The following is a 25,095-nucleotide window of genomic DNA, read 5'->3' as shown; positions in this document are numbered from 1 at the left end:
GTCAATTAACACGTTGGGCTTTGTCATTGTAGTAGAGCGTTATTAAACTTGTGAATGTAGGTTATTAAAAGTCAAAAAACCTTATCCCATATATACACTAGCACAAGTATCTGGAGCAGGTTCATAAAAGCAATGATTCTTAAATTGTCCTGTAAACGGCTGACCATACCATGTTGGGGGACATGGTGCATATGGATTGAAGTACCAGAGTGCGTATTTTGCTGGATGTTCTCGCCAGAAATCTAAGTTTTGTTTCGCTAATCTTTTTTCCGTTTCTCTTGCTCGTTGGTAAAACATATTGCCTTTTTGAACAGCTTCGAAAGAATAGTTTCCGCCTTGTACCTGGTAAATAACCTGCTCAATCGTTCTTACATCATTGAAGTCTAAACAGGACGCCACTGCACGATTCACAATGACATTGCCCACGTAAAGCATACCTTGTTGACCTTCACCCTCTGCTTCTGCTCTCATCATCCTTGCCATTAAAGCAACGTCTGCATCACGGTATTTTACTCTTGGCATTTTTCCACCTCCACCTTATAGTATGAAAAAGAACAAGGCTAGTTTCACTTTATCTTGAAATTCGTTGTTTTTGTATATCACTCCATAAAAAACACCATCTTTACTGTTCAACAGCAAGATGGTGTATTTTCATTAAAAATTATTTTTGAAGTATGGCGTTTTTTTCAGTACAACACATACTGGGATGGCGATAACTAAGCCTACGATGTTTTGAATGACGTCCCCAGGAATGGATGCCAGCGGGGCAATCCAGCTGTTGAACATAATGGCTTGCCCAACATAGTAAACAGCGATCATCACGGGCATTGATACTACTGCTCCTAAAATATTCAGCCCAAGATTATCACCTTTATGTCCTTTTGACCAAGCAATTTTACCGACAATAAAGCCTTGTAATGCGCGTGAAATAATGGTTGTGGGTGCCCAAATTAACCAGCCACCTACGATATCGAATAAACCCATTCCAATAGCTCCAGCAAGTGCTCCTTTTTTAGGCCCGAATAAAATAGCGGAGATAAACAGCATAGATGTTCCTAAGTGGATAAGGCCCCCTTGCCCAATCGGTAGCTTAAGATTGATAAACATTGTAGCAACGAAAACAAGTGCTGCTAAAATGGCTGTAATGACTAAATCAAATGTTTTTGTACGTGATTTTGTATAGGATGTTGGCCTTTGTATATTTTGCATTTGTCTCTTCCTCACTATGATGAATATTTTGATGATTTTTACTTTAACAAAGGACTGACTATTGTAAAAGTGTCAATTTCGCAAAAAAGTTAAGGGTCAGTTTGTGGTTATTTTCGCATCTTTCTAATTGTGATACGATGGGGAGAGTAAAAGCAGGATGAGTTAGGTGGAATGTATGATGAAAAAAGTTGCTGTAATTCAAGATATGTCGTCCTTTGGAAAGTGCTCATTGACGGCTGCGATGCCTGTACTCTCTGTGATGGGTGTGCAAGCAGTCCCGCTTCCAACAGCTATTTTAACGGCACAAACAGGATATTCAAGCTTCTATTGTGAAGATTTAACGTCAAAGATGGACTCTTTTATAGACGAGTGGAGTAAGCTTGGAGCTACCTTTGATGGGATTCATACAGGCTTTGTTACAGGTAAGGAGCAAATTGATAATATATTTCGCTTTTTAGATGTGTTTCACTCAAATAAGACGACGTTGCTTGTCGATCCAGTAATGGGCGATCATGGTGAGGTCTATAAAATGTTTACTGGTGACTTGCTAGATCGTATGAAAGCATTAGTAAAGTGTGCTGATATTATTACGCCAAATGTTACGGAATGCTGCTTGCTTACAGGTTTATCCTATGAAAGGCTACTGAGCTATCAAAATGATACAGATTATATTCATGCCCTTAAGGAGGCAGGTCAGCAGCTACAGCAAGCAACTGGAGCAAACGTCATTATTACGGGTTTGAATCCACCAGTAGGTGATAGGGACAAGCGTTATGTTGGCAATATGTTTGTCGATTCTGAGCGGTCTTTTCATAATATCCGCAACTATAATGGTGAGAGCTATTCAGGCACAGGCGACCTCTTCGCATCCATCATAATGGGCGGCATGATGCGCGGACAAGATTTAATGGAATCAATGACACTGGCAGAAACATTTTTAGCCGCTGCAATTGAAGCTACTTCGAAGGAGCAAGTACCTCGTGAGGCAGGCGTGCATTTTGAAAAGTTTTTAAGCATGCTACTTTAGAAGATGCAATTAACTTGGAATATTCTCTGCATCAATTTGATTTTTATGAATTGAACCGTAAAGAAATTTAAGTTTAGATAATCATGATAAAATTAAACAGAAATGCGTGGAAGCTATTATTGCTTACACGTTTTTTTAATTTAAGGGAAATTTTTAGTAAATAATTTCGTTTTAAGACTTATATAAATTAGTGAAAAATAACTAGGGATTTTGTTTTTTATCATTAATAATCAGTAAAATTAGAACGAATTTATGGTATTGTAATGGAAACAAAATAATTGGTGTAGGGAGTGTAGTTTATTGAAGGAAATAAAAGATTTACAAATAAATACGATAATTGATAACTATCAACTTTGCGAAATTTTTAAATGTTCTCCACAGGGTGGCATGAGAAGATCACACCGAACAAATACCTTAGTATTAATATCAGATCGAACAAAATTATATGATGACAGGACTGTAAATGAAATTTATCACTATACAGGCATGGGACAAAAGGGTGATCAGCAGTTAAAGTCACAAAATAAGACATTAGCAGAATCCAAATCAAATGGTATAACAGTTCATTATTTTGAGGTTATGACAAAGAGGAAATATACATATCGAGGTGAGGTAGTACTCACGGCCGATCCGTACACTGATCTTCAGAAAGATGTTGATGGGCGGATGCGTAATGTTTGGGTATTTCCTTTGAAAAAGGCTGATAGTTTACTTTAATATAACCAGATCGAGAAAGGGTTTTTTATGAAAAAGGTAGAGGCTATTTGGTTAGCAGGAGCATTATTAACATATGAAAAATTTATCGAAAAAGAGAATATTAAAATTGAAGATTTGTATTTTAAGCAAAGTGAAATTGTTAAAAAAGCGGAGGAAATAAATAAAGATAAAATTCCTCCTGCATTGGCATCATCTCACTGTGTAGCAAATGCTAGTGGTTCTATTTATAACTATCTAGTAGCAGGAGATTTTAATGATTCGATTAAGCGAAGACTATCTTATTACGGAGAATTTAATAATCAAAAAGAACGCCCTGCATTAAATAGAGAAATAACAGTAACAACCATAATGGGGCAGAAAAAAATTGCTGAATTATATGAATTCATTGAAGGAAAGTTTACTCATTTCATTTTAACTAATCCTATAGAGGTTTTTGATTGTCAAGCAATTTTCACGTTTTTAAAAGAATATGCTGGAAAAGAATATAGAGCAATAGAAAGAGCAGAAGAAGAGATAATAGATGATTTAAAAAGAATAAAAGAGGCAGGTCAAATAGCAGTCGCTGAACTCGAGAAGTTAGCTAACATATGTCGAGCTAGATTTGGATTTAAGAAATTTGGACGTTCTGCCTGGCTTGATGTATCTGGTAGACGAACAAGAGAATATTTATGGAGGCAAATGAAGAAACCAGGACATGCAGATTGCAAGTCAAGTTTATCTTTTTTTGCTGAAAAAGATGAAAAAAATGAGTTCCGATTACGTATTAGCATAGAGCTAGCAATAGATAATAGCGATCAGCAGGATTATAAACGCCATCATCAGTTATTAAATCGCCCATTAAAAAAAGGATTATGCTATGTAATCGATAGTAATGACAGATTTTTAACAACTGATAATAACGATGTAGTAAAAGAAAAAGTAAAAAATGGTAGCTACCAAAAAGTACAAATTTCTTTTATTTTGACAGAAACTGATATTAAAAAAAATGACTATAGTAGTCAAGAGATATTGAATTTAGTGATTAAAGCTATCAAAGAGTTAATTCCTTACTACAAAATAATAATAGAGGAGGATTCCCCAAAAATGAGTCAATGCAATATCAATACCATCCTGTACGGTCCACCAGGAACAGGAAAAACTTATAATACGGTGAACTACGCGGTTAGTATTATTGAGAATAAAGAATTTATGGCGATTTGCGCAGAAGCGTATCAAGATGTTTTTGAACGTTATCTTACGTATAAAAAGCAAGGTCAGATTCGATTCGTTACTTTTCATCAATCATATGGATATGAAGAGTTTATCGAGGGAATTAAGCCTGTTTTAAACGATGAAGCAGAAGAGAGCATTCAATATAAAATTGAATCAGGCGTGTTTAAAGAATTTTGTGAGCAAGCGCAGCAATTAAAATTAACTGCTCATGATCAGGTGATGGAAGGAAATAAAAAAGTTTGGAAGATTTCTTTAGGAGGCAGTGGCAAGAATTGGCTGAAAGAAGAATGCTTTAAGGACAATCAAATTCGTATAGGCTGGGATGAGGAAGGTACTGATTTTATTGAGGATGGGGAATATCCTTCAGATACCTTGTACTATTTCTATGAGGGAATGAGTGTTGGTGATATCGTCTTTTCTTTAGGAGATCAAAAGCATATTGATGCAATTGGCATTATCACAGGAGAGCCAGAATGGTTAGAGGCAGAGGAAGATTTTAAAAGAAGTCGTGAAGTAGAGTGGATTGCCACGGATATCTATGAAAATATTTATGAGCTAAATGGCAAAACGAACTTAGTGCAGCAAACCATTTATGAGCTTTGGCGACTATCAATCAATGATGTGAATAATTTAATTTTAAAATACTCGCAAAATGATCAAATCGATGTGGAAGAAAATACTAATAACTATGTCTTTATTATCGATGAAATTAATCGAGGCAATATATCGAAGATTTTTGGTGAACTTATTACATTAATTGAACCGACAAAAAGAATTGGAGCACTAGAAGAAATGCATGTGAAGCTTCCATATTCTAAAAAGGATTTTGGTGTCCCACAAAATGTCTATTTGCTGGGAACGATGAATACAGCAGATCGTTCCATTGCACTGATGGATACAGCACTTAGAAGACGCTTTGACTTTATTGAAATGCTGCCAAATTTGAATGCAGTAGCTGATATAAAAGTTGGGCATATCCATATTCAACGTCTAATGGAAGTCATGAACGCTCGTATTGAAGCACTGTATGATCGTGAACATACTATTGGTCATGCCTATTTTATGAGCTTAAAAGAAGACAGTTCATTAGAAAATCTAGCTAATATTTTTAAGAATGCGATTATTCCACTTCTCCAAGAATATTTTTATGAAGATTATAGTAAGATTCAGTTAGTGTTAGGAGATCATTTAAAACCCCAGCAATATCGATTTATTTTGGATGAGAAATTAAGTATAAAAGGATTATTTGGTCGAGCCATTGATATAGACCTCCCAGAAACGAAATTCCATCTTCAAGCAAGTGCATTCGAGGAACCATTAAGCTATATCGGCATATATGGAAGGGTCGAGAATGAAGAAGTTAATTGAAATAAAGGAATACGATATCCTGACATGCAATAAAGCTTTTAAAGATGAGTATGTATACTTAGACAATGATTCTTTCGAGCAGCTTGAAAATATGATTTTGAACTGTAATGATATGGAAGATGTGGATGCATACGATTTTTTCTCTGTTTCCACAAAGCGGCATGTTGGAAAGGTCATTCGTGCAAAAAATTATGTTGGGATTGTGCAATTGAAAAATGGTACACAAATTCAAATTTTGCCAAAAATATATGGAAAAACAGCCATTGACCCTAAAAAAACATTTTTGAAAATGCTTAAGTCGTTACAAGAATTTCCTAGCAAAACCTTTAATGAGACTAGTCTTCGTACAGATCATATGACGTTATTGGAAATTTTCATTCGATTGTACATTGAAGAAGTACAAAAATTGATTAAAAAAGGACTTAAATCATCGTATTATGCGATGGAGGATAACTTAAATGTATACAAAGGAAAAATGGTATTCTCACAGCAATTAAAATATAACATTGTTCATCGACAACGTTTCTATACACGCTATGATGAGTTTGGAATGAATCGAGCAGAAAATCGGTTAATCAAGGCTACATTGCTTTATTTGTTGAAACAATCTACTAGTAATGACAATATAAATGAAATTCGTAAGCAACTCATACACTTTGAACTCATTGAGCAATCCAAAAACTACAATAAGGATTTTTCCCAGGTAAAGATTGATCGTAACTCAAAAGATTATGAAACGATTATGCAATGGTCTAAAATTTTTTTAAATAATGAAAGCTTTACAACTTTTTCAGGACATTCATTTGCTAAAGCCTTATTATTTCCAATGGAAAAAGTTTTTGAGTCTTATATTGGCTTTCATCTGAAAAAGCTACTAAGTGATTCAGCGTGGCATGTACAATTACAGGATAAAGGCTATCATTTATTTCAAGGGAAATTTGCATTACGACCAGATATTGTAGTAACAAATGGCACTCGCAAAATTATTTTAGATACAAAATGGAAAATGCTAAGTAACACGCCACACAATAACTATGGCATTTCACAGGCCGATATGTATCAAATGTATGCGTATGCTAAAAAATATCACGCTAAAGAAATATGGCTCCTTTATCCATTGAATACGGAAGTTGAACAAATGAAAGAAATTTATTTTAACACAAATGAAGGGGATCAAAGTGCCGAGGTGAGGGTGTTCTTCGTCGACTGTCACCATGTAGAGGACAGTTTGGAGAAACTAGTAAAAAAATTTACTCTAGCAACGCAATAGTAAACATATGAGTAGACATGCTATCAGAGGGGAATCTATGGGAGTTATAGTTGAAAATAAACGTCATCTATATGCAATAGGGGTAATAAGTTTACTAGTGTTAGCCATTTTAACGTCTATTAGCCAAGTGTATTACTCGAACCGTGTACAAGCAGTGCATCCATTTCTCTTCACCGGTATTAGTTTTTTTCTTACGACTGTCTTCTTTCAATTAATCACAAGTAAGCAAAAGATAGAGCCCTGCTGGAAAGAGGCACGATCATCTTTATGGAAGTTAAACGGTGCTTCCATATTAGCCTTTATGGGGTTTTACTTTGCATTAAAATATATTGAACCAGCGATAGTGAGCTCTCTTGAAATGGGACTAGGTCCATTGTTTGCATTGCTACTTGCGATACAGCAGAAAAAACGAGTGATAAATGCACAGTGGGGTCTTGCAATTGGCATATTTGCAGCTAGTTTATTACTGATTGGTGCTATTTTTACAGGGAAATCGGCTGTACAAACATGGGATCAATCAAGTATTTTAGGAGTCGGGGCAAGCATATTGTGTGGACTTGGTGCAGTATTATGTACAGTCTATTCTAAGCAGCTCAGTCAATTAGGATGGACAAGCTCGATGATATTATCAAAAGATTTTATGGTATCATTTTGCTTTCATTTATCGCTACATATGATGTCATGTTTACTTATTTGCTTGAAAACATTGATTGGATTTTATTGATGACCGTCATCGGTGTGTTGATACCAATGTATTTATTACAGAAGGGTATTCAATATTGTGAAGTATTTTTAGTCATGATGTCATTGTGCTTTATTCCTGTATTCACCTTCTTTTTTCAGCTATTCGATACACGGTTACAATGGTCAAATATTACGTTAATGGGTGTGTTGTTACTGTTATTGTTTGGAATTTTAAGTGTAGTTCTAGAACAAAGAGCTCGTAGCGTTTCCTAATAAAATTTTTCCATGACAAAGTTGCTACACTGAAAAATCCAGAGCCAGTTTTGAGGGGCATAAAATCAAATTGGCTCTATTTGATTTCTTTAATTGTACCTTTCAAATTCTTTCCTCCTAAAAGCCCTTCCATCCTATTAAAGTGATGCCTCTCATGAATAGCCAACAACTGAATAGCTTGAATGAGATTAGGATAATGCGCAATGGGATCAGGAAAAACAATATGCCCTGCAACATCCTCGTCTATATTTTGTACTAACTTTTGCAAAGCAAGTGTCTCGTTGATAAGTAATTGCTCGATATCATAACTGTTTAATACAAGGCGTATTTTCTTAGGTGGAATCAAAATACTGGGTGCTCGCATTCCATGTCCTTTTTTGGATTGATATTCTTCATAAATATCATGTATTTCAGTAGAGAATGGCTTGTTTCTTCGCATTTTAGCGATAGGCGTAAGGAATAAAGAATATTTGGTTGCTGTGTGGAGCATTTTGAGAATCAAATAAAGGTGATAAAAGTGTTCACCAATGGACCATTTTCCCTCGCGTGTTACTCGCCATAGTTCTTCCTGTGAAAGTGAATGAATAGCTGGTAGATAGTGTGCTCGTTGCGCCTGTAATGTAAGAAAGTGTTTTGACATATTAGTAGATTCCATAGATTTTCAGCTCCCTTATTTCCATTTTAAGGATTACTGTAGGAAAAGTACATCAAATGCCAATCGTTATGGCCGATAAATAGGAAAAGTATGATAGGAGGAAAAGGCATGGAAATTAGACAATTAACAGCTGCAGATGCTGAGGTATATAGAGATTTAAGATTAGAGGGATTGCAAACAAATCCAGAAGCTTTTGGCGCTAGCTTCGAGGAAGAAAAGGATTTGTCAATTGAGTCGTTTGCAAGTAGGCTCGAAGGACAGGGAACATTTACGTTTGGGGCATTTGACCAGGAGGATTTACTCGGTGTGGCGACATTGGTGCAAGCAAATAAAATGAAGCTAAAGCATAAAGCGAGTATTTTTGCCGTTTATGTTTCTACAAAAAAGCGGGGATTGGGCATAGGAAAACAACTAATGGTAGAGATCATCAATCAAGCAAAGACACTAGTAGATGTCGAGCAAATTAATTTAACAGTTGTTTCTTCCAATGAATCAGCAAAAGGATTATACAAATCGTTAGGTTTTCACGTTTTTGGAACAGAACGAAACGCCTTAAAAATAGGGCAGCAATATTTTGATGAGGATTATATGGTGCTGTATTTCTAAAAATGCTAAAAAGCCTTTGAAGTATTCCATCTTCAAAGGCTTCAATTTATTAGGATGAGTAACAATGGAACAATGAAATTAAAGCAAGGAATAAAAGAATCCCCGTAATAAAAAGAATAAGTAAAGAGCTAACAATGCCCACTTTTTTTATAAGTAACCATAGACTTAGCAAGATAGTAAGGACCGATAATGGGAGTGCCAGCCAAAATCCAAGATTCCCCAAGTATTCAATCATAATGGGGAATGAATGGTGAAAGTAATTGTAGGGAATATCTAGCATGAGAAAAATGGTCAATATAAGCTCCATAAAATCCCCCCATCTACATATTTGTTCTTACATATATGGTATGCAGAAGCATCTTTAAGTCACACGGCAGCATCCTTTTTAAAGGATGCTGCCGTATATTTTTTTATAGGCTTATTAATTTTCCCTTTTATCTAACAATTTCAAGATGATCGCTTCCAAATTTTCTATTTTCTTCTCAAAACGAATAAAGAGATAGATGGTAATGGCAATAGGGAAACCTGAATTACCTATTAGGTGAACCCACATTTGTATAGTTTCAATTGGTATCATAACATCTTCCTCCCTCATTATTGTGATGCTTACAGTTATGAAAAGTGAACGTACGATTAATAAAATCAATATGAATGAATAAATTAGAGAACGTTTGTTCTTTTTTGGTTTATAATAGATATATGATATTCACTTTAATGAACAAGAAGGCGAATATATAGGAGTGATGCGAATGTGTAATGAGTACAAAATAATAGAAGAGTTTTTTTACAGAAATAGAGAACAGGTTAAAAACCCAATTATCAGGAGTTTTTTGGCAGATGCACAAAATCTTTATTTGGTACAACATGCAATCTTATATCCCAATGATTGTAATTTGAAAATGGTTGATGAAACATTTCAAGCTCATTATCAAAGGGTACAGAAAATAAAATATATCAGCAATTTAATTTATTTCTTTAGCTTGGATTTCGATAAAAAAAAGAGAAGATTGCAAAATCGCTTTTTATTAGTCGCAGATAGTGGTCTAATGGACGACGGTATAAGAGACGAAGAGAGCGAAGAAGAAGGATTATTAGAAAAAATTGAAAATGAACAGCTCTTTAAAGGCTTGCAAAAATTAACAGACAAGCAACTGCAAATTTTAGAAATGATTTATGTCAAAGACTATTCTATAAAAGTAATCGCTGAAACATTACAAACAACACCACAGAATATATCCAACCTGCATCGAAAGGCTTTAAAGAAGCTTCATCATATTATTAGAAAGGAGGAGATTTAGTCAATGCAGAACAATATGAATGAGGAGATGCTAATAATTATTGAAAATTTTACGCCAAAAATTAAGCAGTGTCTTCATCAAACAAGTTACCAGGATAGAGAAGACTTAGAGCAGGAGATTAAGCTGAAAATTATTGAAAAGCTGACAACGAAAGAATTTGAAAACACACCTAGTTTTTGGAATTTTTTTGTATGATAAAAAAAGAGCAATGCCCTTTTAAGAAGGACAATTGCTCTTTTTAATCATTAACCCTTTAAGAAATCTGGTTTTGCAAAGCTTGGATTTGGATATGTGTAGAAGCCTTCACCTGTTGCGCGGCCCAATTTGCCTTTTTCGATGTACTCTGTTTTTAAGAGGTTAGCTAATTTTTTCATGTTTTCATCACCAGTGGCAGTTGCTTTCGCTTCCACAATGTTATAGGCAGTGTTAATGCCAACGATGTCTAGAATAGCAAATGGTCCAAGTGGAGCGCCTGTACCAATCATCCATGTTTTATCAATTGTTTCTGGATCGGCCACTTCTTTTACAAGTAAAGATTCAGCTGCATCTAAAAACGGAACTAGTAATGAGTTTAAAATATAGCCAGGTTGCTCTTTATGCAATGGTAGTGGTACCATGCCAATGGCGCGTGCAAATTCAATCACTTCATCAAATACTTTCATATCTGTACCAGGGTGTTTCATAATTTCCGCAGTATTGTTTTTCCAAATTGTATTAGCAAAGTGAAGAGCTAAAAATTTATCAGGACGGCCAGTTGCTTCAGCAAATTGGCTTGGTAGTAAAGTAGACGAGTTTGTTGCAAAAATTGTTTTTGCTGGTGCTACTTTTCCAAGATTCGTGTAAAATTCTGTTTTGATGCTCACAACTTCAGGGATTGCTTCTATAACAAGATCAGCATTGGCAACGGCTTGCGCCAAGTCACTATTAAAAGTAAGACGTGCATAGGCTGCATCCACTTCTTCTTGTGTAGCACCTAAATCTTGTTGATAAAATGGTTTTAATTTTGTAATACGATCCTGTGCATTTTTTAACGCCTCATCGTTAATGTCATACACTGTTACATTAAAACCTTTGAAAGCAGATTGATAAGCAATTTGGCTTCCTAATACACCACTACCTGCAACCGTAATGTTTTGATAATTCATCGAAATTCCTCCTTTGAAATTGTTACATTAATATAATAGTGTGGATATGTAGATAATCCTTCATTACAATTCCATACTACTTCTACCGTTTAATAAAAATCAAATGAAAGCCTCTAACATTATATAAATATAAAGTTAGCTGAAAGAAGTTTCTTTCCAAGTATGTACCCAGTGTAAAAGAAATATAACAAAGAACAGCCTTTAAGCTGCCCTCATTTGAGAGATATATCTAATTACATATGTAATTGTGGTAGATAGCATTGAGAAATTTCTCCTTCTGTTAAACTAGTTTCAAACTCAAAAGTAAAATAGGAAAATTATAATGTGTTAAAAATGGGTCTTTTATATAATTATTGTTTAATTCCCATATTTTTATAGATTTATAAACTGTTGTTTTAGTACACTGAATCTATGAATTGAAGGGGGAAAAACAGTGAAGAAAATAATGTTAGCTGGTGCACTGAGTATTGCATGTTTTACAGGGGTTGGTGGACAGGCGTATGCACAGGATGTAGTAAATGTAGCAAATATAATCCATCCAAAGCAGAATGTTGCAGCCACTAGTCAGTTACAAGCCATGCCCTATCAAGATATTTATAAAATGCTTTTGTTATCTAAAATAGGCTTTGAAAATAATGAAGTGTCGATTGTTACAACAAAAAATAGTATTACAGTAAAAATTTCATTAGAGGCGATTCTTCAATCGTACAAAGATGGTACAAACCTCTATCCAGAGGGAGAAAAAGAGTTTAAGGAAAACTATGAAGAACTGAAGAAGTTATTTGGGCCTGCGATTCAAATAAAAATTACACAAACTAGTAATGGCTATAAGAGTGAGGTATATACAGCTGGCAAATGGGAAGCAGTTAGTGCAGAGGATTTAAATGATATGGTACAGGTATTTGCTCGTGCCGACGTTGAGTTAAAAGCAGGTGGATATTTCAAGGATGCTATTGGTCATTGGGCTGAAAGCTATATTCAGTTACTATATCAAACAAATATCATTAATGGGACAACGGCTACTATGTTTAATCCAAATGGACAAGTGACGCGTGGAGAACTGGCGGCTATTATTTTCCGTGCATCTGGCTTAAATGTGAATGAAGATTATGAGGGTCCTGCTTCTTATACTGATCTTAGTGGTTTCTGGGGTGCTAAGGAGGTAGCGATTCTTGAGGAGTATGGCTTAATCGATATTTTCAATGGTGAAAAATTTGAGCCGAAAAAGCCCGTTACACGAGAGGAAATGGCCTATATTACTGCTAGGTATTTAGAAGGTATGGAAGTGAATGTTGCGCAAGTGAGCAAAAACAATTCATTCACAGATAAAAATCAAATGCGTCAAGAAACAGTAGAGGCTATCGGTCTATTGCAACATCTAGGTATTTTAAATGGTACGAATGGTAAGTTTAACCCAAAAGGTAATCTTACTCGGGCAGAGGTTTCTAAAATTTTAACGCTTACTTTAATGCTAGTTAGTGAAGAAGAATAAAAGAGGAAAGGGATGTCTCATGCGCGGAGACATCCCTTTGTTATTCAACAAGTATATGGAAAATATAGCTTAGGAAATAACCTAGAAAGAGATACATAAAAAATGCTTTAAATGAGACTTTCTGTAGCTGATGCAAAATGAATTCAGAAATACTAGCTGTAGCAATCAATCCTATCGAAATGCCCATTAAAATCCCTTGTGCTTTGTCTGGTAAAGCCCAATACTGACCAAACCAGATGAAAATACTAAAGAAAATAGAGAAGATGAAGAAATAAATGAAAAGTCTCCAAAGCCTTTCACCTTGAGAGATGAGTGCAGTAGATAATGCAAATCCCTCTGGAACATGGTGGAGAATAATGGAGGCTGTGAGAGAAATACTTAATGCAGCATTTCCAAGTAAATTTCCAACAGTGAGACTAATAGGTATTGTATGGATAATCATAGCTAGTGTTAATAGAGAGACAGAGGGATTCTGTGCATGAGAAGCATGAAATAAGGTATCTAGTAGTTGGAAGATGAAATAACCAATAAAAATACCTAATATAATCCCAAATGATTGATAGATTTGAAAGGAAGAAGGGATGATATCTAGCACAAGTAAGCCTACTAAAAAACCTCCGCACAATAATGATAACCCCTGTGTCGTATGCTGAAATAGCTTAGAGAAAATCCAGGCAATCGCGCCCCCAATGCTCACACTGAAAAATAGAAAACCGCCAAGTATCATTGCACTCACCTGTAAAATTCCTCCGCCCTATCATCAACTTAATGCCTTTTTCAAACTATATGCTAAGTAGAAATGAATATGCTTGACATTGAATTGCCTGCATAAAAACGATAATGACAAAGATGTGCATACTGCAGGTTAGCGAAGGAAAGAATAGAGTCGAAAATATATGCTTGTTGTGATGATACTATGCAAAGGGAGTGTTGTCGTGAAGGCTGTAACCTATCATGGAAATAAAGATATTAGATGGTCCAACTGTTAAAAGAAGGACGATATTATTGTGAAAATCACTTCTACTGCTATTCGTGGAACTGATTTGCATATTTACCAAGGCGCTATTCTTTCACATAAGAATTATGTAATAGGTAAGAGCATGTGACAAAAGTGAAAAAGGGTGACTGTGTCCTCTTGCCTTTTAATGTATCGTACCATTACATATCAATTGCCATTAGAAGAAGCAAGTAGCCTATGAAATAATTTGTGGACGGGAAGATAACTGTATAAAGTTGATTCTAAAACCTTAAATCGAGTGAGTATGCTCCTTTTTTGTGGAAATATAGGGAATGGTTTAAATTGACTGAATATTGGTTTAATTCTATACTTTTTAATAGAAAGGACAGATTCATCGATTTAGCTCATATAGGGAGGAATGGTTGAATGAAATGGGATGCTAGTTATGATGTAGTAGTAGTAGGCTCTGGTGCAGCGGGATTGACAGCAGGTTTAACAGCAAAGTTACAAGGAATGAAATCATTAGTGATCGAAAAAACAGATCGCTATGGTGGTGCTTCTGCTATTTCAGGCGGTGCTTTATGGATTCCTAATAATCATATCATTAAAGGTGCAGGTGTCCCAGATACACATGAACTTGCACGCCAATATCTAGATTCAACAATCGGTGATCGTGTGCCAGAAGAGCTAAAGGAAACTTATATTACGAGAGGGCCTGAAATGTTACGCTTTTTATACAATAAAACAAAGCATATGCGCTTCCAATATGCAAAAGGCTACTCGGATTATTATCCAGAAAAACCAGGTGGGTTGTCACAGGGACGCTCCATTGAACCACTTATTTTCGATTTAACAAAAATGGGCTCTTTAGCAAATTCTATGCGTCGTGCAACTCTATCAACAAAAGGCTTCACGATGAATAGCTACGAGTTTCATAAAGTGAATATGATTACCCGGACGCTAAAAGGTAAAACTACTGCACTGAAATTAGGGGCGCGTTTAGTCAAGTCAAAGGTAACTAAGAGCGATCCAGTAGCCTTAGGAGAAGCTTTAATTGCACGTTTACGCCTCTCCCTTGCAGAAGCAAATGGTGAGCTTTGGCTATCAACGGCCTTTAAAGATTTCATTATGGGCAAAGGAAGAGTAATAGGAATTATTGTGGAAAGAGATGGACAAGAGCTTAAAATTGAGGCAAAGAAAGGTGTTGTTCTGTCATCAGGTGGCTTCTCACATAATCAGACACTTCGTGAAAAGTATTTACCAAGTCCTACGAATGCTGCATGGACTTCTTCTCCAGAAGGTCAAACAGGTGACATCCTTGAACCTGGCGTAAAAATTGGTGCAACGTTGGATTTAATGGATAAAGTATGGGGAGCGCCTTCTGTTATTGATCCACAAGGACATCCATTCTTCCTTGTGGCAGATCGTGGCGTGCCCAATATGATTGTAGTGGATAGTGCAGGGCAACGTTTTGTCAATGAAGCGGCTCCATATCATGAATTCGTGGATACGATGTATAAGCATCAAGAGGTCACACAGCAGGCAGTTCCTTCCTGGATATTAATTGATGCTTCAGCTAAAAGCCGTTATATTTTTACAGGATTGTTCCCAGGACAGGCATTCCCGAAAAGTTGGTTTGAGCATGGAGTTGCAAAAAGTGCGGAAACAATTGAAGAGCTTGCCAAACAAATGGAAGTGCCAGCGGAGAACCTAGTAGCAACGGTGAATCGTTTTAATGACTTTGCCCGGAACGGACATGATGATGATTTTTATCGAGGAGGTAGTGCCTACGATAATTACTACGGGGACCCGACACTACCAAATCCAAATTTAGCAGAAATCAAGAAAGCACCATTCTATGCATTGCGTCTATATCCTGGAGACATCGGCACAAAAGGTGGCCTCGTAGTAGACGAATATGCTCGTGTAATAAAGGAGAATGGCGAACCCATTGAGGGGTTGTATGCTTCTGGCAATTGTTCAGCGTCTATCATGGGGGAAACGTATCCTGGCCCAGGCGCAACCATTGGACCTGGTATGACACTAAGCTTTGTGGCGACAGCACATATGGCCAATGCAGTGACAAAAGATGAGATATCACTTGTAAACGTGTAAATGAAACGAAGCCCTTCCTTTCTAATAAGGAGGGGTTTTTACGTTGGTGTAATGTTCTAATACTTTCTTGCTAGGAATATAGTGGCTACTAAATGTATGGCGATGATCACATGAAAAGGAGCGATTTAGTTCATTGCTAGCTTATAAACTCATAACGACTATCGAAGAGTTAGAGCCCTATCGGAGCATTTGGTCAGAGATTCTTGAAAAAGAGTATAATAATAACCCTTTTATTGAGTATGAATGGATTTCAACTTGGTGGACAACGCTCGGGATTCATGACAATGTCAAAATTTACATAGTGGAGCATCAAGGTATAGCAGTGGCCTTTTTTCCGTTAGTGCATTCTGTACGATTTGGTACAATCCATTATTTCAGCTTTTTAGGACAAGGTTTTGCGACCTATATGGAAGTGATTGCTGATAAGGAGTGGTTAGAACCTTCCATTACTTTTCTTTTGAAGGAGTTTTCACGAAAATATAAGCGTTATTTAATCGTGTTACATGGATTATTAGAAAGTAAAAATACCTCTCAAGAATTAGAAAAATATGCGATTGAATATCAGATGCCTCATTCGATTTTTCGAACTGTCACATCTTATATTGATTTCCAAACAATTCCTATAGAAACATTTCTAAAGAAGCATCGCAAGAAATTCAAAAGCCTTAAACGGCGTGAAAACAAATTAAAGTCTCTTGGTCATGTCGTCTTTCAGGAAGTGAATTACAATCATCTACAAGACATGTTTACGTTATTCAAGAGAAGATGGCAAAAGAAAATTGATAAAAGTGGCTTTACCGAAAAGCAAACTCGTCTATTTTATGAGCAGCTAGCTAAAAGCAACAGTAAGGAGCTTCGCGTAGAAGTCGATAGCTTACAATTTGAAGGGCAGTGGATTGCTTTTACAATTGACCTATGCTGTAGAGAGCGCAATTTTTGTCAGGCAATGGGCCATGAGCCAGATTTTAATCTATTTGGTCCAGGTCGCCTCATTGAAAAAGAAAATATGCTAAAAGCACATCAAGCTGGCTATCGTTATTATGACTTAGGAAGTGGCTATGAGCCATATAAGTTTGAATGGTATACACATATTGATTTTACTAGGAAATTTGTGATGAGTACAAAAGGAGTTAAAGAGCGTAGTATTCGATTATGGATGGTCATGCGTGATCGCCTAAAAGGGCTATTAACGAATAATCATCAGCTAGTAAAATTGAAGCGAGACCGATTAGGAGAACTGCGTTATTTTCTGAAGCATGCAAGCACGAAAGATTGGCTAAGAGCTTTTATAAAAATGTTCCAACGAATGCTAGCCATTCATATTTTAGATGTTTATATTGCAAAGCAACAACAGAGTAACGGAAATGTGAGATTTCAAGAATTATCAATGAAAGACATCATGACAACGAAGGATCGAGAGAAAAATGTTACAGATTTCTATAAGGGCTATCGACTCTTTGCAGATAGCGACCATGTCATCTATAAGCGACACGATCAAACGGTAGCCGAAGAAACGGTTAACTATTCCTATGAGCTGTCAGACAATATGTCGTTTATAAAAGAATATGATAGCTTGCGACTAAAGGAGATCGTTGCAGATGTGCAGCGGGAAGGGAGAGCAGTCTGTACAATAGTCCCTTGGTATAAGAGAACCAGACGAAGAAAGCTCATGCAGGCAGGCTTTCATAAAGTAGCTAAAATTAATATAATAAAGATTTTCAAGTGGCAAAAAATATACGATATCTAAATAACAACACCCTCAGCATATTTGCTGAGGGTGTTTCATTAAAAATGAATACCAGGTTTATCAATTAGCTTACAGCCTGTACCATACTTGGCTTTTAAGGCACCTTTGAAAAGAGTGTGCTCCAGCTCTGGGAATGTCTGTTTCCAAAGTTCAAAGACATTATGGCTAGATGCTTTGCCGTCCTTTGTTAAGCGCGCAATATGGAAGCCATATTCATCATTACAGCGAGCCAATGGGCGGTTTTCTCTTACTGTAATAATTCGACCACTTGCCGTCATTTCATATAAGCCTTCATAGCCAGCAATCGCACGGCTTTCTTCTTGTCCTTCAACTAAAGGCTTTTCTTCATGTGGTGCTACTTTTTCCTCTGTCGTTGCTTCTTGTTCAGAAGATTGAGTTTCTTTAGCGCTGTTTCCTGCTGGTAGTTGTTCAACAATCACAAAATCTTTTTTAGAAGCTTTATCGCTCATTGTCGCCATCACGTTCATGATAGAGCCTACATAGCGTAATGGTTTTTCTCTTCCTTCTTCGAAAACAAAAATATTATACTCGGTTTTATTAATCTTTTTCATAATAATATTACCCGTTGTAATAGTAAAACCGATGAATTTGTTCTTTTTAAGTGCTTGTATTGCTTCTTGCTTTGTTAAAATCATTTTGAAAATCTCCTAAAGAATTATTTATTCTATTCTACCATAAAAATTATCACATTGTTTTTCGTAAAATAATGGATGATTTTGTACAATGCAGGGAAATATCCCTATTTTCTCAAAATTAATAATGGTACTATTAAGAATGTTTGGGGAATAAAACTCCTTTAAAAAGGAGCTTTCATAATAGAGATACAATTTTAGTAGGGAGTGTTGATAGGTTGATCAATGTGCTTGGGGGCATAGGTTTATTTTTACTTGGAATGACGATGCTAACAAACGGTTTAAAGGAATTGGCAGGAGATGCCTTGAAAAAATGGCTCAATCGTTTTACAGGTGGGACCATTAGCTCGGTACTATCTGGTACATTTATGACAATGCTTGTACAATCCTCCACGGCCACGACCTTGATTACGATAGGTTTTGTCAGTGCTGGACTTCTTACATTTGTCCAATCGATTGGCGTTATTATTGGCGCCAATATCGGGAGTACGAGTACTGGTTGGATTATTTCATTAATCGGCTTTAAAATCAATATGCAGACAATGTCACTACCTTTTATTGCGCTTGGTGTATTTGTCCAATTGCTCGCACCACGTGATTACAAAGCAATTGGAGGGCTAGTGACTGGTTTTGGCTTATTATTTTTAGGTATTGATGTTCTTCAGGGAGGAATGGCTGCGGTACAAGATAAAATTCCATTCGATGCATTTAGTGCAAATTCTATTAGTGGCAAGCTAATTTTAATTGTTTTGGGTCTTATCATGACGGTTATTATGCAGGCTTCTAGTGCTGCAATAGCAGCCACTTTAACAGCTTTATATGCAGGTGCTATTGATTTTGAACAGGCTGCTTATTTAGTCATTGGTCAAAATATCGGGACGACAGCTACAGCGTTATTTGCTGCGATTGGTGCATCAACAGCTGCAAAACGAACAGCTGTGACACATGTAATGTTCAATGTAGTCACTGCTATACTAGTGACATTCGGTGCAAGGTTTATGTTTGCTCTTACAGAGTTTGTCACGAAATCCATCAATGGTAGCTTTGATGAAACACTCGGCATTGCTGTTTTCCATACATTATTTAGTGTGATTGGCGCGATACTCTTTGTGCCATTTGTTCGTCCTTTTGCAAAGGCCATTGAAAAAATGATCCCTGAAAAAGGAAATTATTTAACTCGTAATTTAGATAGTAGTGTTGCCAAACTACCTGGAGTTGCTGTAGAGGTATCCTTTAATACATTGCAAGATATTACTAAGGAAATGACGACAGTACTCGTTTCCCTTATTCAAGGAAAAAAACGCACAGCTGAAACAGACAGTAGATTGGCTCAAATAGATGAGGCAATCGAAAAAACACGTTTATTTATGGATGCTATTCAATCTTCCTCTCAAAAAGAACGGTATAAGCATATTGCCCTTTTACATGCTTTAGACCACTTATATCGTTTGTCAAAGGCATTACGTGAGCAACATCCAAATGCCTTTCAATTACAGGAGACATTAACCCAAAAGTGGTTAGAGGTATTGGAAAAAGTACTACTAATCATTGATGAGGATGAACGTCTACCTGAGATTGCTACCTTGCTTGAGGTTACTTCCTCTGAAATGGCTACGGTGCGTCGTGATAAACGAAACGCATACTTTGAGCACACTGTTGAAAATGTGGTAGAGTTAGAGACAGCTGTATCGAAAGTGGAGACTTTGCTGTGGATTGATCGACTTGTCTATCACTATTGGCGTACGACCGCTCGTCTTGCAGAGTACCAAACCGTGACTAAGAAAGGTCGTCATATTGACACAGATAAAAATACAGTAACAGTTGAATAAATGGAATGCTCGTCTTACGTTTGTAAGCGGGCATTTTTCTTGCTTTACAAATAAAGGAGGATCTAGAATGGTTCAGCATAAATTTACAATGGACTTAACTTGGTCAGAAGGAAGAAACGGTACAGGAAATATCCAAGCTAGTAATTTGCAAACACAAATTTCTATTCCTCGGGAAATGAATGGACCTGGCATTGGTACAAATCCAGATGAAATGCTTTTAGGGGCAGCTGCAACCTGTTATTTAATTACACTAGCTGCTTTATTCGAAAGGTCAGAAATAGATGTACTGGAATTATCCATGCAGGCCCATGGATTTGTTAGTGTAGAAAATGGCATTTTTACGTATGAAAAAATTGTCCATAAACCGACTATTATTGTGCAAGAGCTAACAGAACATCTTGAAAAAAGACTTCTACGCTTAGCACACAAGGCTGAACAAACATGTATGATCAGTAAAGCATTAAAAGGTAATGTTGTAATTGAATGTGATGTTCAAATTTTTGAAGCAAGCATATAATAAGACAGCAAGAGTTATTCAGCAAGTAACGCTGATATAACTCTTTTTTTCATAAAATAAGCACTTTTTCTAAAATAGTTCTAGAAATGTTCAAAATGAATATATAGAGTTAAGTGCTAAAAAAATGCAAAGGATGATGTATTGCACGTTCAGACAGCTCAGAATCTCACATTCTATGGTCAGTACGGCAAAAGAATATTCGATATTATTGGGGCATTATTTTTGCTTTTTATAACAATTCCTCTAATGCTAGCTATATTCCTCATTTTACTCATAACGACAGGTCGCCCCATTTTTTTTAAACAAATCCGAACTGGCCTCGATCATCACCGCTTTGTGATTTGGAAGCTACGAACAATGTGTATTCAGGCAGTTCCAGTCAATATGCCGACTATTTGTGCTGATGGTATCCCTGATGATTATTATTTTAAAACAGAGCAAGATACACGCATCACAAAAGTGGGCGCTATTCTTCGAAAACTCAGTATTGATGAAATTCCACAACTTTTAAATGTGTTAAAAGGTGATATGAGCATTGTAGGTCCACGTCCTGAAGTACCAACGATCACGAATGCATATAATTCCTTACAGGCTCGGCGTTTGGAGGTAAAGCCAGGATTAACAGGCCTCGCTCAAATTAATGGTAGGTCGAATATTTCACATGGACAAAAAATATCATATGACATTGAATACGTTGATCATTATTCCTTTTGGTTGGATGTCCAAATTTTGTTGAAGACAATTTATGTTGTTGTTGCACGCACAGGTGCTTATTAAAAAATAAGGAGTGGCCATACTGAAGATCGTTCAGCTTATTACACGAATGGATAAAGTTGGAGGTGCGCAAAAACATGTGGAGGCACTTGCCATCCACTTAAAACAGGATGGGCATGATGTCACAGTAGTGACGGGCTCCTACCAACCATCACTGTGGCACTTACAAGAGCATAAAATCCCTGTTATCAGTATATCTGCTCTTCAACGGGCTATTCATCTAGCGAAAGATTTTCAAGCATTTTGGCAATTAAGAGCCGTTTTCAAACATCTACAACCAGATGTTATAGCCACCCACTCCTCTAAGGCCGGTGTGATTGGTCGCATAGTTGGTAGGTTGTTACAAATTCCAACTATTTTTACGGCACATAGCTGGAGCTTTACAGAAGGTGTTCCTTACAAGAAAAAGCTATTCTATCAACGGATGGAAAGATCAATTCAGCCATTTACGACAAAAATTATTACAGTGTCTGAATATGATCGGGAACTAGCACTAATGAAAAAGGTCGCTCCTGCTCATAAATTGCTGACTATTCACAACGGCATTGACCCTATCGAGAGAAATAAGACAACTGAAAAGATATGCATGGAGCAGCCAGTCATTGTCATGGTTGCTCGTTTTGAAGTGCCTAAAAGACAAGATGTCCTGTTAAAGACTTTAGCGGAACTGACAGATATCCCTTGGCACCTTCAATTGATTGGAGATGGTTCTCTGCGTCCAGCTTTAGAACATTTCGTTGAACAAAATCGATTATCCAATCGTGTAACATTTTTAGGTAATCAATTAGACGTTCATTCTTATCTTGAGAAAGGCCACCTATTTGTTCTGTTATCAGATTGGGAAGGCTTGCCGATTTCGATTATTGAAGCGATGCGTGTAGGACTTCCTATTATTGCAACAAATGTAGGTGGTGTGAAAGAGCTTATTATTGATCATGACAATGGGTTTTTAGTGGAGCGAGAGAATAATGAATTATTGAAGAAGAGGCTACATCAATTATTAATGGATGCTCCTTTAAGAGGGGAAATGGGGACGGCAAGTGAGCAGCGTTATTTACAGTACTTCACCTTCATCCCCATGTATCAAAAAACATTAATGGTTTATCAACAGGCTGTTTCAGAACTAGTGAAGAAAGGGGATTAAATTGCAATTAATTCGCATTAGAACTGATGATGAGCTTATGTGGTACAAGGAAATTTGGGATGCCATTTTAGAAGAAGAGAACAATGATAATCCATTTATAGAATTTGCTTGGTTTTATAATTGGTGGCAAATTGTAGGACGGAAAGAGCGTGTAGAGCTTTACGCCATTGAACATGAGGGGACAATTAGAGCCTTTTTTCCTTTTACAGTGTCTATTCGTTGGGGGGTAAGGGTGTATGCTTTTGCGGGAGAAAACATCGCCAATTATACAGGGGTTGTGGCTAAAAAGGAATGGTTACAGCAAGTTACAACCTTTGTTTTTGATGAGCTCATTAAAAAGCATCGGCATATTCTTTTTTCCTTGCATGGGTTATTAGAAAGCAAGGTGTCTACTAAGATCTTAGAGCAATACTTTGTAGAAAGACAATTACGTACAAGCCTGTTCCGAGTTGTGACACCCTATCTTGCTTTTTCGGAAATTGATTTTCATCGCCATTTCAATCAACGTCGAAAAATGCATGGCGTTGATCGACGAGAACGAAAACTAAGAAATTTAGGCTCCTTAGAAAAACGTGAGGCTTCACAGGACGAGCTTTGGCAAATGTTTCGGTTATTTGATCGACGATGGGCAAAAAAACTAGATACAAGTGGCTTTACAAAAGGCAAGAAAAGAGATTTTTTTGAGCGTTTAACGATGCTTAAAGGTGAGGCGTTACAGGTAGAGGTCGATGCTCTTGTCTTTGAAAACCAGTGGATTGCTTTTACTTATGGATTATGCTGTCGTGGCCGCTATGTAACCTATGCCCTTGCACATGAGCCAACTTTTAATTTATTTGGTGCTGGTCGGATAGTCACTCAGGAAGCCATCCAGCGAACGTTTACTGCTAACTATCGCTTATATGATATGAGCATAGGCTATGAGTCTTATAAACTTGATTGGCGCTCAGACATTGATTTTACAAGACAGATGCTTGCTAGCAGCGGTACGAAACGTACAAATCTACTGGCAGGTTTTTTATCGTTAAAGCAAAGGCTCAAAGAATTTATGAAAGGGAACCAACGAGTCGTAGATTGGAAGCGTAACACACTGGGCCATTTACGATATTTAGTAAAGTATGGAAAGGTAAAAGATTGGCTAGAATATGGACAACAATTCGTAGAAAAATTTATTCGTTTGAAACAAGTGGAGCTGTATGAATTATCCCCATCAGATGACGTATCACCACAGCAACCTGTCGGAAACTTATTTGAAGAAATGTCGATTCAGGAAGCGATGCAACTTGATCAGGAAGAAGTCATGGCCCTCCTTTATAAGGGCTATACGATTTATAAAGACTCCTTTGCGGAAACGAATAAGCTGGCGTTTGCATTACATGCCACAAACTGGCGAGTGGATTCAATGCAAATTGTAGAAGCCTTACCGAAGCAAACCTATTTTTTAGCCTATGATGTTTTCAAACAAATCGACATTATTACAGCTTTTTTACGGAAAATAAAACCAGCACAAACATTGTGGGTATCGGTAAGTTTTTGGCAATGGCGCAAGCGCAAGCGCTTAGTACAACTAGGCTATAAACCTATTTCTCGAATGAAACATTATAAACTTGCTCGTTTTGAGCGACACCGTGTAGAAAAATATACAGAGAGTGGGGGCGATGTACATTCTGTCCATTAAAAGTAAGCGATGGAATATCGCAATGCAGCATTTTTATTTTCTCGAAAAGCCAGCCAATTTTCGAAAGTCTATGAAAGTTGTAGGCTATACGCATTCATTAGTACCAAGTCGGAAGCTTGTAAAAAGCGAAACGATTCACATTTATTTGCAAGAGCATGAGCTTTCATTATATTTAGCACTGTCTGAAGGTAATCGTAAAATCTTACGACGTGCCCAAAAAGAATCCTATCAAGTCATTTTGTATAAAGAGCCATCCATAGAAAATTTGAAAGCCTTTCAGCAATTTTACAATCAATTTGCCAAAAGAAAAAAAATTGAAGCAATCGGCAAGTCGCAAATGGAAACCATTCTGCTCCTCAATGAACAGGGTGCCTTATTATTATCGGAGATCCAGAGTTTTTGTGGACAGACATTATGTTATCGATTAGATATTGTGCATGAGAAAAAAGCGATGTCTTATTTCGAGGCAACATGTCATGCAACCGCATTGCCTGCACAATTAAAACGTCCTTTCCGTTATGCAAATCGGTTTTTAATTTGGCATAACCTGCTACACCTAAAGGAGCAAGGTTTTGTCTTATATGATATGGGAGAATTAACGGACAATCGAAATGTACGAGCCTTTAAATTAAGCTTTGGTGGCCAGGTTGTTCATGTTTACTCAGGCTACATTATCCAATCAAAAATACGTGCACTTTTACTAGGTGTGCAAAAATGGAGGAAGTAG

The 25,095-nt window shown here is 36.7% G+C and carries 25 protein-coding genes and 1 pseudogene; 19 read left to right on the top strand and 7 right to left on the bottom strand.

Annotated elements, in window-relative coordinates; genetic code table 11:
• Nucleotides 1–81 precede the first annotated feature (81 nt).
• Together NYE73_RS19735 and NYE73_RS19730 are read right to left on the bottom strand one after the other, a co-directional pair.
• Nucleotides 82–522, bottom strand: a complete 441-nt coding sequence (locus tag NYE73_RS19735) for a cell wall hydrolase (protein WP_004228176.1) — start codon at nucleotides 520–522, stop codon at nucleotides 82–84.
• A 132-nt stretch (nucleotides 523–654) separates the two neighbouring features.
• Nucleotides 655–1,209: an ECF transporter S component gene (locus NYE73_RS19730; protein ID WP_004228177.1), complete on the bottom strand. Its 555-nt coding sequence runs from the start codon at nucleotides 1,207–1,209 to the stop codon at nucleotides 655–657.
• A 178-nt stretch (nucleotides 1,210–1,387) separates the two neighbouring features.
• Between NYE73_RS19730 and NYE73_RS19725 the strand changes: the two genes are divergently transcribed.
• From NYE73_RS19725 to NYE73_RS19700, 6 genes are all read left to right on the top strand, one after another.
• Nucleotides 1,388–2,236 (top strand): pyridoxamine kinase, encoded by an 849-nt coding sequence (locus tag NYE73_RS19725; protein WP_259949696.1) that lies wholly within the window; start codon nucleotides 1,388–1,390, stop codon nucleotides 2,234–2,236.
• A gap of 300 nt (nucleotides 2,237–2,536) precedes the next feature.
• On the top strand, nucleotides 2,537–2,953 hold the full coding sequence (locus NYE73_RS19720; protein ID WP_259949694.1) for an HNH endonuclease: 417 nt from the start codon (nucleotides 2,537–2,539) through the stop codon (nucleotides 2,951–2,953).
• 27 nt (nucleotides 2,954–2,980) lie between these two features.
• On the top strand, nucleotides 2,981–5,533 hold the full coding sequence (locus NYE73_RS19715) for an McrB family protein (RefSeq protein WP_259949692.1): 2,553 nt from the start codon (nucleotides 2,981–2,983) through the stop codon (nucleotides 5,531–5,533).
• Nucleotides 5,517–6,803 (top strand): McrC family protein, encoded by a 1,287-nt coding sequence (locus tag NYE73_RS19710; protein WP_259949690.1) that lies wholly within the window; start codon nucleotides 5,517–5,519, stop codon nucleotides 6,801–6,803. Before NYE73_RS19715 ends, NYE73_RS19710 begins: the two co-directional genes overlap by 17 nt.
• Nucleotides 6,804–6,840: 37 nt before the next feature.
• Nucleotides 6,841–7,527, top strand: coding sequence for an EamA family transporter (locus NYE73_RS19705; RefSeq protein ID WP_259949689.1), 687 nt, complete (start codon nucleotides 6,841–6,843; stop codon nucleotides 7,525–7,527).
• On the top strand, nucleotides 7,497–7,760 hold the full coding sequence (locus NYE73_RS19700; RefSeq protein ID WP_259955560.1) for a hypothetical protein: 264 nt from the start codon (nucleotides 7,497–7,499) through the stop codon (nucleotides 7,758–7,760). Before NYE73_RS19705 ends, NYE73_RS19700 begins: the two co-directional genes overlap by 31 nt.
• 76 nt (nucleotides 7,761–7,836) lie before the next feature.
• On the opposite strand, the gene NYE73_RS19695 is transcribed toward NYE73_RS19700, so the two are convergent.
• Entirely contained in the window at nucleotides 7,837–8,415 is a 579-nt protein-coding gene (locus NYE73_RS19695; protein ID WP_259949686.1) for a DinB family protein, read from the bottom strand.
• A gap of 108 nt (nucleotides 8,416–8,523) precedes the next feature.
• Here NYE73_RS19695 and NYE73_RS19690 point away from each other — a divergent pair, with 108 nt between their 5' ends.
• Nucleotides 8,524–9,021 (top strand): GNAT family N-acetyltransferase, encoded by a 498-nt coding sequence (locus NYE73_RS19690; protein WP_259949684.1) that lies wholly within the window; start codon nucleotides 8,524–8,526, stop codon nucleotides 9,019–9,021.
• A 421-nt stretch (nucleotides 9,022–9,442) separates the two neighbouring features.
• Here NYE73_RS19690 and NYE73_RS19685 read toward each other — a convergent pair whose 3' ends face one another.
• Complete coding sequence (locus NYE73_RS19685) at nucleotides 9,443–9,598, bottom strand: YvrJ family protein (protein ID WP_259949683.1); 156 nt, start codon at nucleotides 9,596–9,598, stop codon at nucleotides 9,443–9,445.
• A 172-nt stretch (nucleotides 9,599–9,770) separates the two neighbouring features.
• Here NYE73_RS19685 and NYE73_RS19680 point away from each other — a divergent pair, with 172 nt between their 5' ends.
• Both NYE73_RS19680 and NYE73_RS19675 read left to right on the top strand, forming a co-directional pair.
• Nucleotides 9,771–10,319, top strand: coding sequence for a sigma-70 family RNA polymerase sigma factor (locus NYE73_RS19680; RefSeq protein ID WP_048394336.1), 549 nt, complete (start codon nucleotides 9,771–9,773; stop codon nucleotides 10,317–10,319).
• Between the two features lie 3 nt (nucleotides 10,320–10,322).
• Complete coding sequence (locus tag NYE73_RS19675; RefSeq protein ID WP_004228187.1) at nucleotides 10,323–10,514, top strand: hypothetical protein; 192 nt, start codon at nucleotides 10,323–10,325, stop codon at nucleotides 10,512–10,514.
• 50 nt (nucleotides 10,515–10,564) lie between these two features.
• On the opposite strand, the gene NYE73_RS19670 is transcribed toward NYE73_RS19675, so the two are convergent.
• A complete protein-coding gene (locus NYE73_RS19670; RefSeq protein ID WP_054549488.1) occupies nucleotides 10,565–11,464 on the bottom strand; it encodes a 3-hydroxyacyl-CoA dehydrogenase in 900 nt (299 codons plus the stop codon).
• 433 nt (nucleotides 11,465–11,897) lie between these two features.
• Here NYE73_RS19670 and NYE73_RS19665 point away from each other — a divergent pair, with 433 nt between their 5' ends.
• Nucleotides 11,898–12,956, top strand: coding sequence for an S-layer homology domain-containing protein (locus NYE73_RS19665; protein ID WP_259949676.1), 1,059 nt, complete (start codon nucleotides 11,898–11,900; stop codon nucleotides 12,954–12,956).
• Between the two features lie 40 nt (nucleotides 12,957–12,996).
• Here NYE73_RS19665 and NYE73_RS19660 read toward each other — a convergent pair whose 3' ends face one another.
• Nucleotides 12,997–13,683, bottom strand: coding sequence for a zinc transporter family protein (locus NYE73_RS19660; RefSeq protein ID WP_231595704.1), 687 nt, complete (start codon nucleotides 13,681–13,683; stop codon nucleotides 12,997–12,999).
• A gap of 208 nt (nucleotides 13,684–13,891) precedes the next feature.
• Here NYE73_RS19660 and NYE73_RS19655 point away from each other — a divergent pair.
• From NYE73_RS19655 to NYE73_RS19645, 3 genes and pseudogenes are all read left to right on the top strand, one after another.
• Nucleotides 13,892–14,109: pseudogene (locus tag NYE73_RS19655) on the top strand (glutathione-dependent formaldehyde dehydrogenase); the annotation flags it as partial.
• 231 nt (nucleotides 14,110–14,340) lie between these two features.
• Entirely contained in the window at nucleotides 14,341–16,029 is a 1,689-nt protein-coding gene (locus NYE73_RS19650; RefSeq protein ID WP_259949674.1) for an FAD-dependent oxidoreductase, read from the top strand.
• 133 nt (nucleotides 16,030–16,162) lie between these two features.
• On the top strand, nucleotides 16,163–17,776 hold the full coding sequence (locus NYE73_RS19645; RefSeq protein ID WP_259949672.1) for a GNAT family N-acetyltransferase: 1,614 nt from the start codon (nucleotides 16,163–16,165) through the stop codon (nucleotides 17,774–17,776).
• A 38-nt stretch (nucleotides 17,777–17,814) separates the two neighbouring features.
• Here the strand turns inward: NYE73_RS19645 and NYE73_RS19640 are convergent, their stop codons facing one another.
• Nucleotides 17,815–18,432: a 3-ketosteroid-delta-1-dehydrogenase gene (locus tag NYE73_RS19640; RefSeq protein ID WP_259949670.1), complete on the bottom strand. Its 618-nt coding sequence runs from the start codon at nucleotides 18,430–18,432 to the stop codon at nucleotides 17,815–17,817.
• Between the two features lie 224 nt (nucleotides 18,433–18,656).
• Between NYE73_RS19640 and NYE73_RS19635 the strand changes: the two genes are divergently transcribed.
• The 6 genes from NYE73_RS19635 (at nucleotide 18,657) to NYE73_RS19610 (ending at nucleotide 25,095) form a co-directional block, all read left to right on the top strand.
• On the top strand, nucleotides 18,657–20,258 hold the full coding sequence (locus tag NYE73_RS19635) for a Na/Pi cotransporter family protein (RefSeq protein WP_259949913.1): 1,602 nt from the start codon (nucleotides 18,657–18,659) through the stop codon (nucleotides 20,256–20,258).
• Between the two features lie 67 nt (nucleotides 20,259–20,325).
• Nucleotides 20,326–20,775, top strand: a complete 450-nt coding sequence (locus NYE73_RS19630) for an SACOL1771 family peroxiredoxin (RefSeq protein ID WP_054549471.1) — start codon at nucleotides 20,326–20,328, stop codon at nucleotides 20,773–20,775.
• A 141-nt stretch (nucleotides 20,776–20,916) separates the two neighbouring features.
• A complete protein-coding gene (locus NYE73_RS19625; protein ID WP_048394351.1) occupies nucleotides 20,917–21,552 on the top strand; it encodes a sugar transferase in 636 nt (211 codons plus the stop codon).
• 10 nt (nucleotides 21,553–21,562) lie between these two features.
• Nucleotides 21,563–22,693 carry a glycosyltransferase family 4 protein gene (locus NYE73_RS19620; protein ID WP_196333041.1) on the top strand — a complete coding sequence of 377 codons (1,131 nt, stop codon included), beginning with the start codon at nucleotides 21,563–21,565 and terminating at the stop codon, nucleotides 22,691–22,693.
• A gap of 1 nt (nucleotide 22,694) precedes the next feature.
• A complete protein-coding gene (locus tag NYE73_RS19615) occupies nucleotides 22,695–24,368 on the top strand; it encodes a GNAT family N-acetyltransferase (RefSeq protein WP_259949662.1) in 1,674 nt (557 codons plus the stop codon).
• Nucleotides 24,349–25,095 carry a hypothetical protein gene (locus NYE73_RS19610; RefSeq protein WP_231595696.1) on the top strand — a complete coding sequence of 249 codons (747 nt, stop codon included), beginning with the start codon at nucleotides 24,349–24,351 and terminating at the stop codon, nucleotides 25,093–25,095. The genes NYE73_RS19615 and NYE73_RS19610 overlap by 20 nt, the downstream gene beginning before the upstream one ends.

Source organism: Lysinibacillus sp. FSL K6-0102 (assembly GCF_038003545.1).
GTDB lineage: Bacteria > Bacillota > Bacilli > Bacillales_A > Planococcaceae > Lysinibacillus > Lysinibacillus capsici.
Note: the sequence above shows the minus strand (reverse complement) of the source record. Positions and strands in the feature narration are given on the sequence as shown.

Bases quoted from the DNA above. Each gene is read 5' to 3' on its own strand.
- NYE73_RS19735 (WP_004228176.1), bottom strand. From the start codon at position 522: ATGCCAAGAGTAAAATACCGTGATGCAGACGTTGCTTTAATGGCAAGG.
- NYE73_RS19730 (WP_004228177.1), bottom strand. From the start codon at position 1,209: ATGCAAAATATACAAAGGCCAACATCCTATACAAAATCACGTACAAAA.
- NYE73_RS19725 (WP_259949696.1), top strand. From the start codon at position 1,388: ATGAAAAAAGTTGCTGTAATTCAAGATATGTCGTCCTTTGGAAAGTGC.
- NYE73_RS19715 (WP_259949692.1), top strand. From the start codon at position 2,981: ATGAAAAAGGTAGAGGCTATTTGGTTAGCAGGAGCATTATTAACATAT.
- NYE73_RS19710 (WP_259949690.1), top strand. From the start codon at position 5,517: ATGAAGAAGTTAATTGAAATAAAGGAATACGATATCCTGACATGCAAT.
- NYE73_RS19705 (WP_259949689.1), top strand. From the start codon at position 6,841: ATGGGAGTTATAGTTGAAAATAAACGTCATCTATATGCAATAGGGGTA.
- NYE73_RS19695 (WP_259949686.1), bottom strand. From the start codon at position 8,415: ATGGAATCTACTAATATGTCAAAACACTTTCTTACATTACAGGCGCAA.
- NYE73_RS19690 (WP_259949684.1), top strand. From the start codon at position 8,524: ATGGAAATTAGACAATTAACAGCTGCAGATGCTGAGGTATATAGAGAT.
- NYE73_RS19685 (WP_259949683.1), bottom strand. From the start codon at position 9,598: ATGATACCAATTGAAACTATACAAATGTGGGTTCACCTAATAGGTAAT.
- NYE73_RS19680 (WP_048394336.1), top strand. From the start codon at position 9,771: ATGTGTAATGAGTACAAAATAATAGAAGAGTTTTTTTACAGAAATAGA.
- NYE73_RS19675 (WP_004228187.1), top strand. From the start codon at position 10,323: ATGCAGAACAATATGAATGAGGAGATGCTAATAATTATTGAAAATTTT.
- NYE73_RS19670 (WP_054549488.1), bottom strand. From the start codon at position 11,464: ATGAATTATCAAAACATTACGGTTGCAGGTAGTGGTGTATTAGGAAGC.
- NYE73_RS19660 (WP_231595704.1), bottom strand. From the start codon at position 13,683: ATGATACTTGGCGGTTTTCTATTTTTCAGTGTGAGCATTGGGGGCGCG.
- NYE73_RS19650 (WP_259949674.1), top strand. From the start codon at position 14,341: ATGAAATGGGATGCTAGTTATGATGTAGTAGTAGTAGGCTCTGGTGCA.
- NYE73_RS19640 (WP_259949670.1), bottom strand. From the start codon at position 18,432: ATGATTTTAACAAAGCAAGAAGCAATACAAGCACTTAAAAAGAACAAA.
- NYE73_RS19630 (WP_054549471.1), top strand. From the start codon at position 20,326: ATGGTTCAGCATAAATTTACAATGGACTTAACTTGGTCAGAAGGAAGA.
- NYE73_RS19610 (WP_231595696.1), top strand. From the start codon at position 24,349: ATGTACATTCTGTCCATTAAAAGTAAGCGATGGAATATCGCAATGCAG.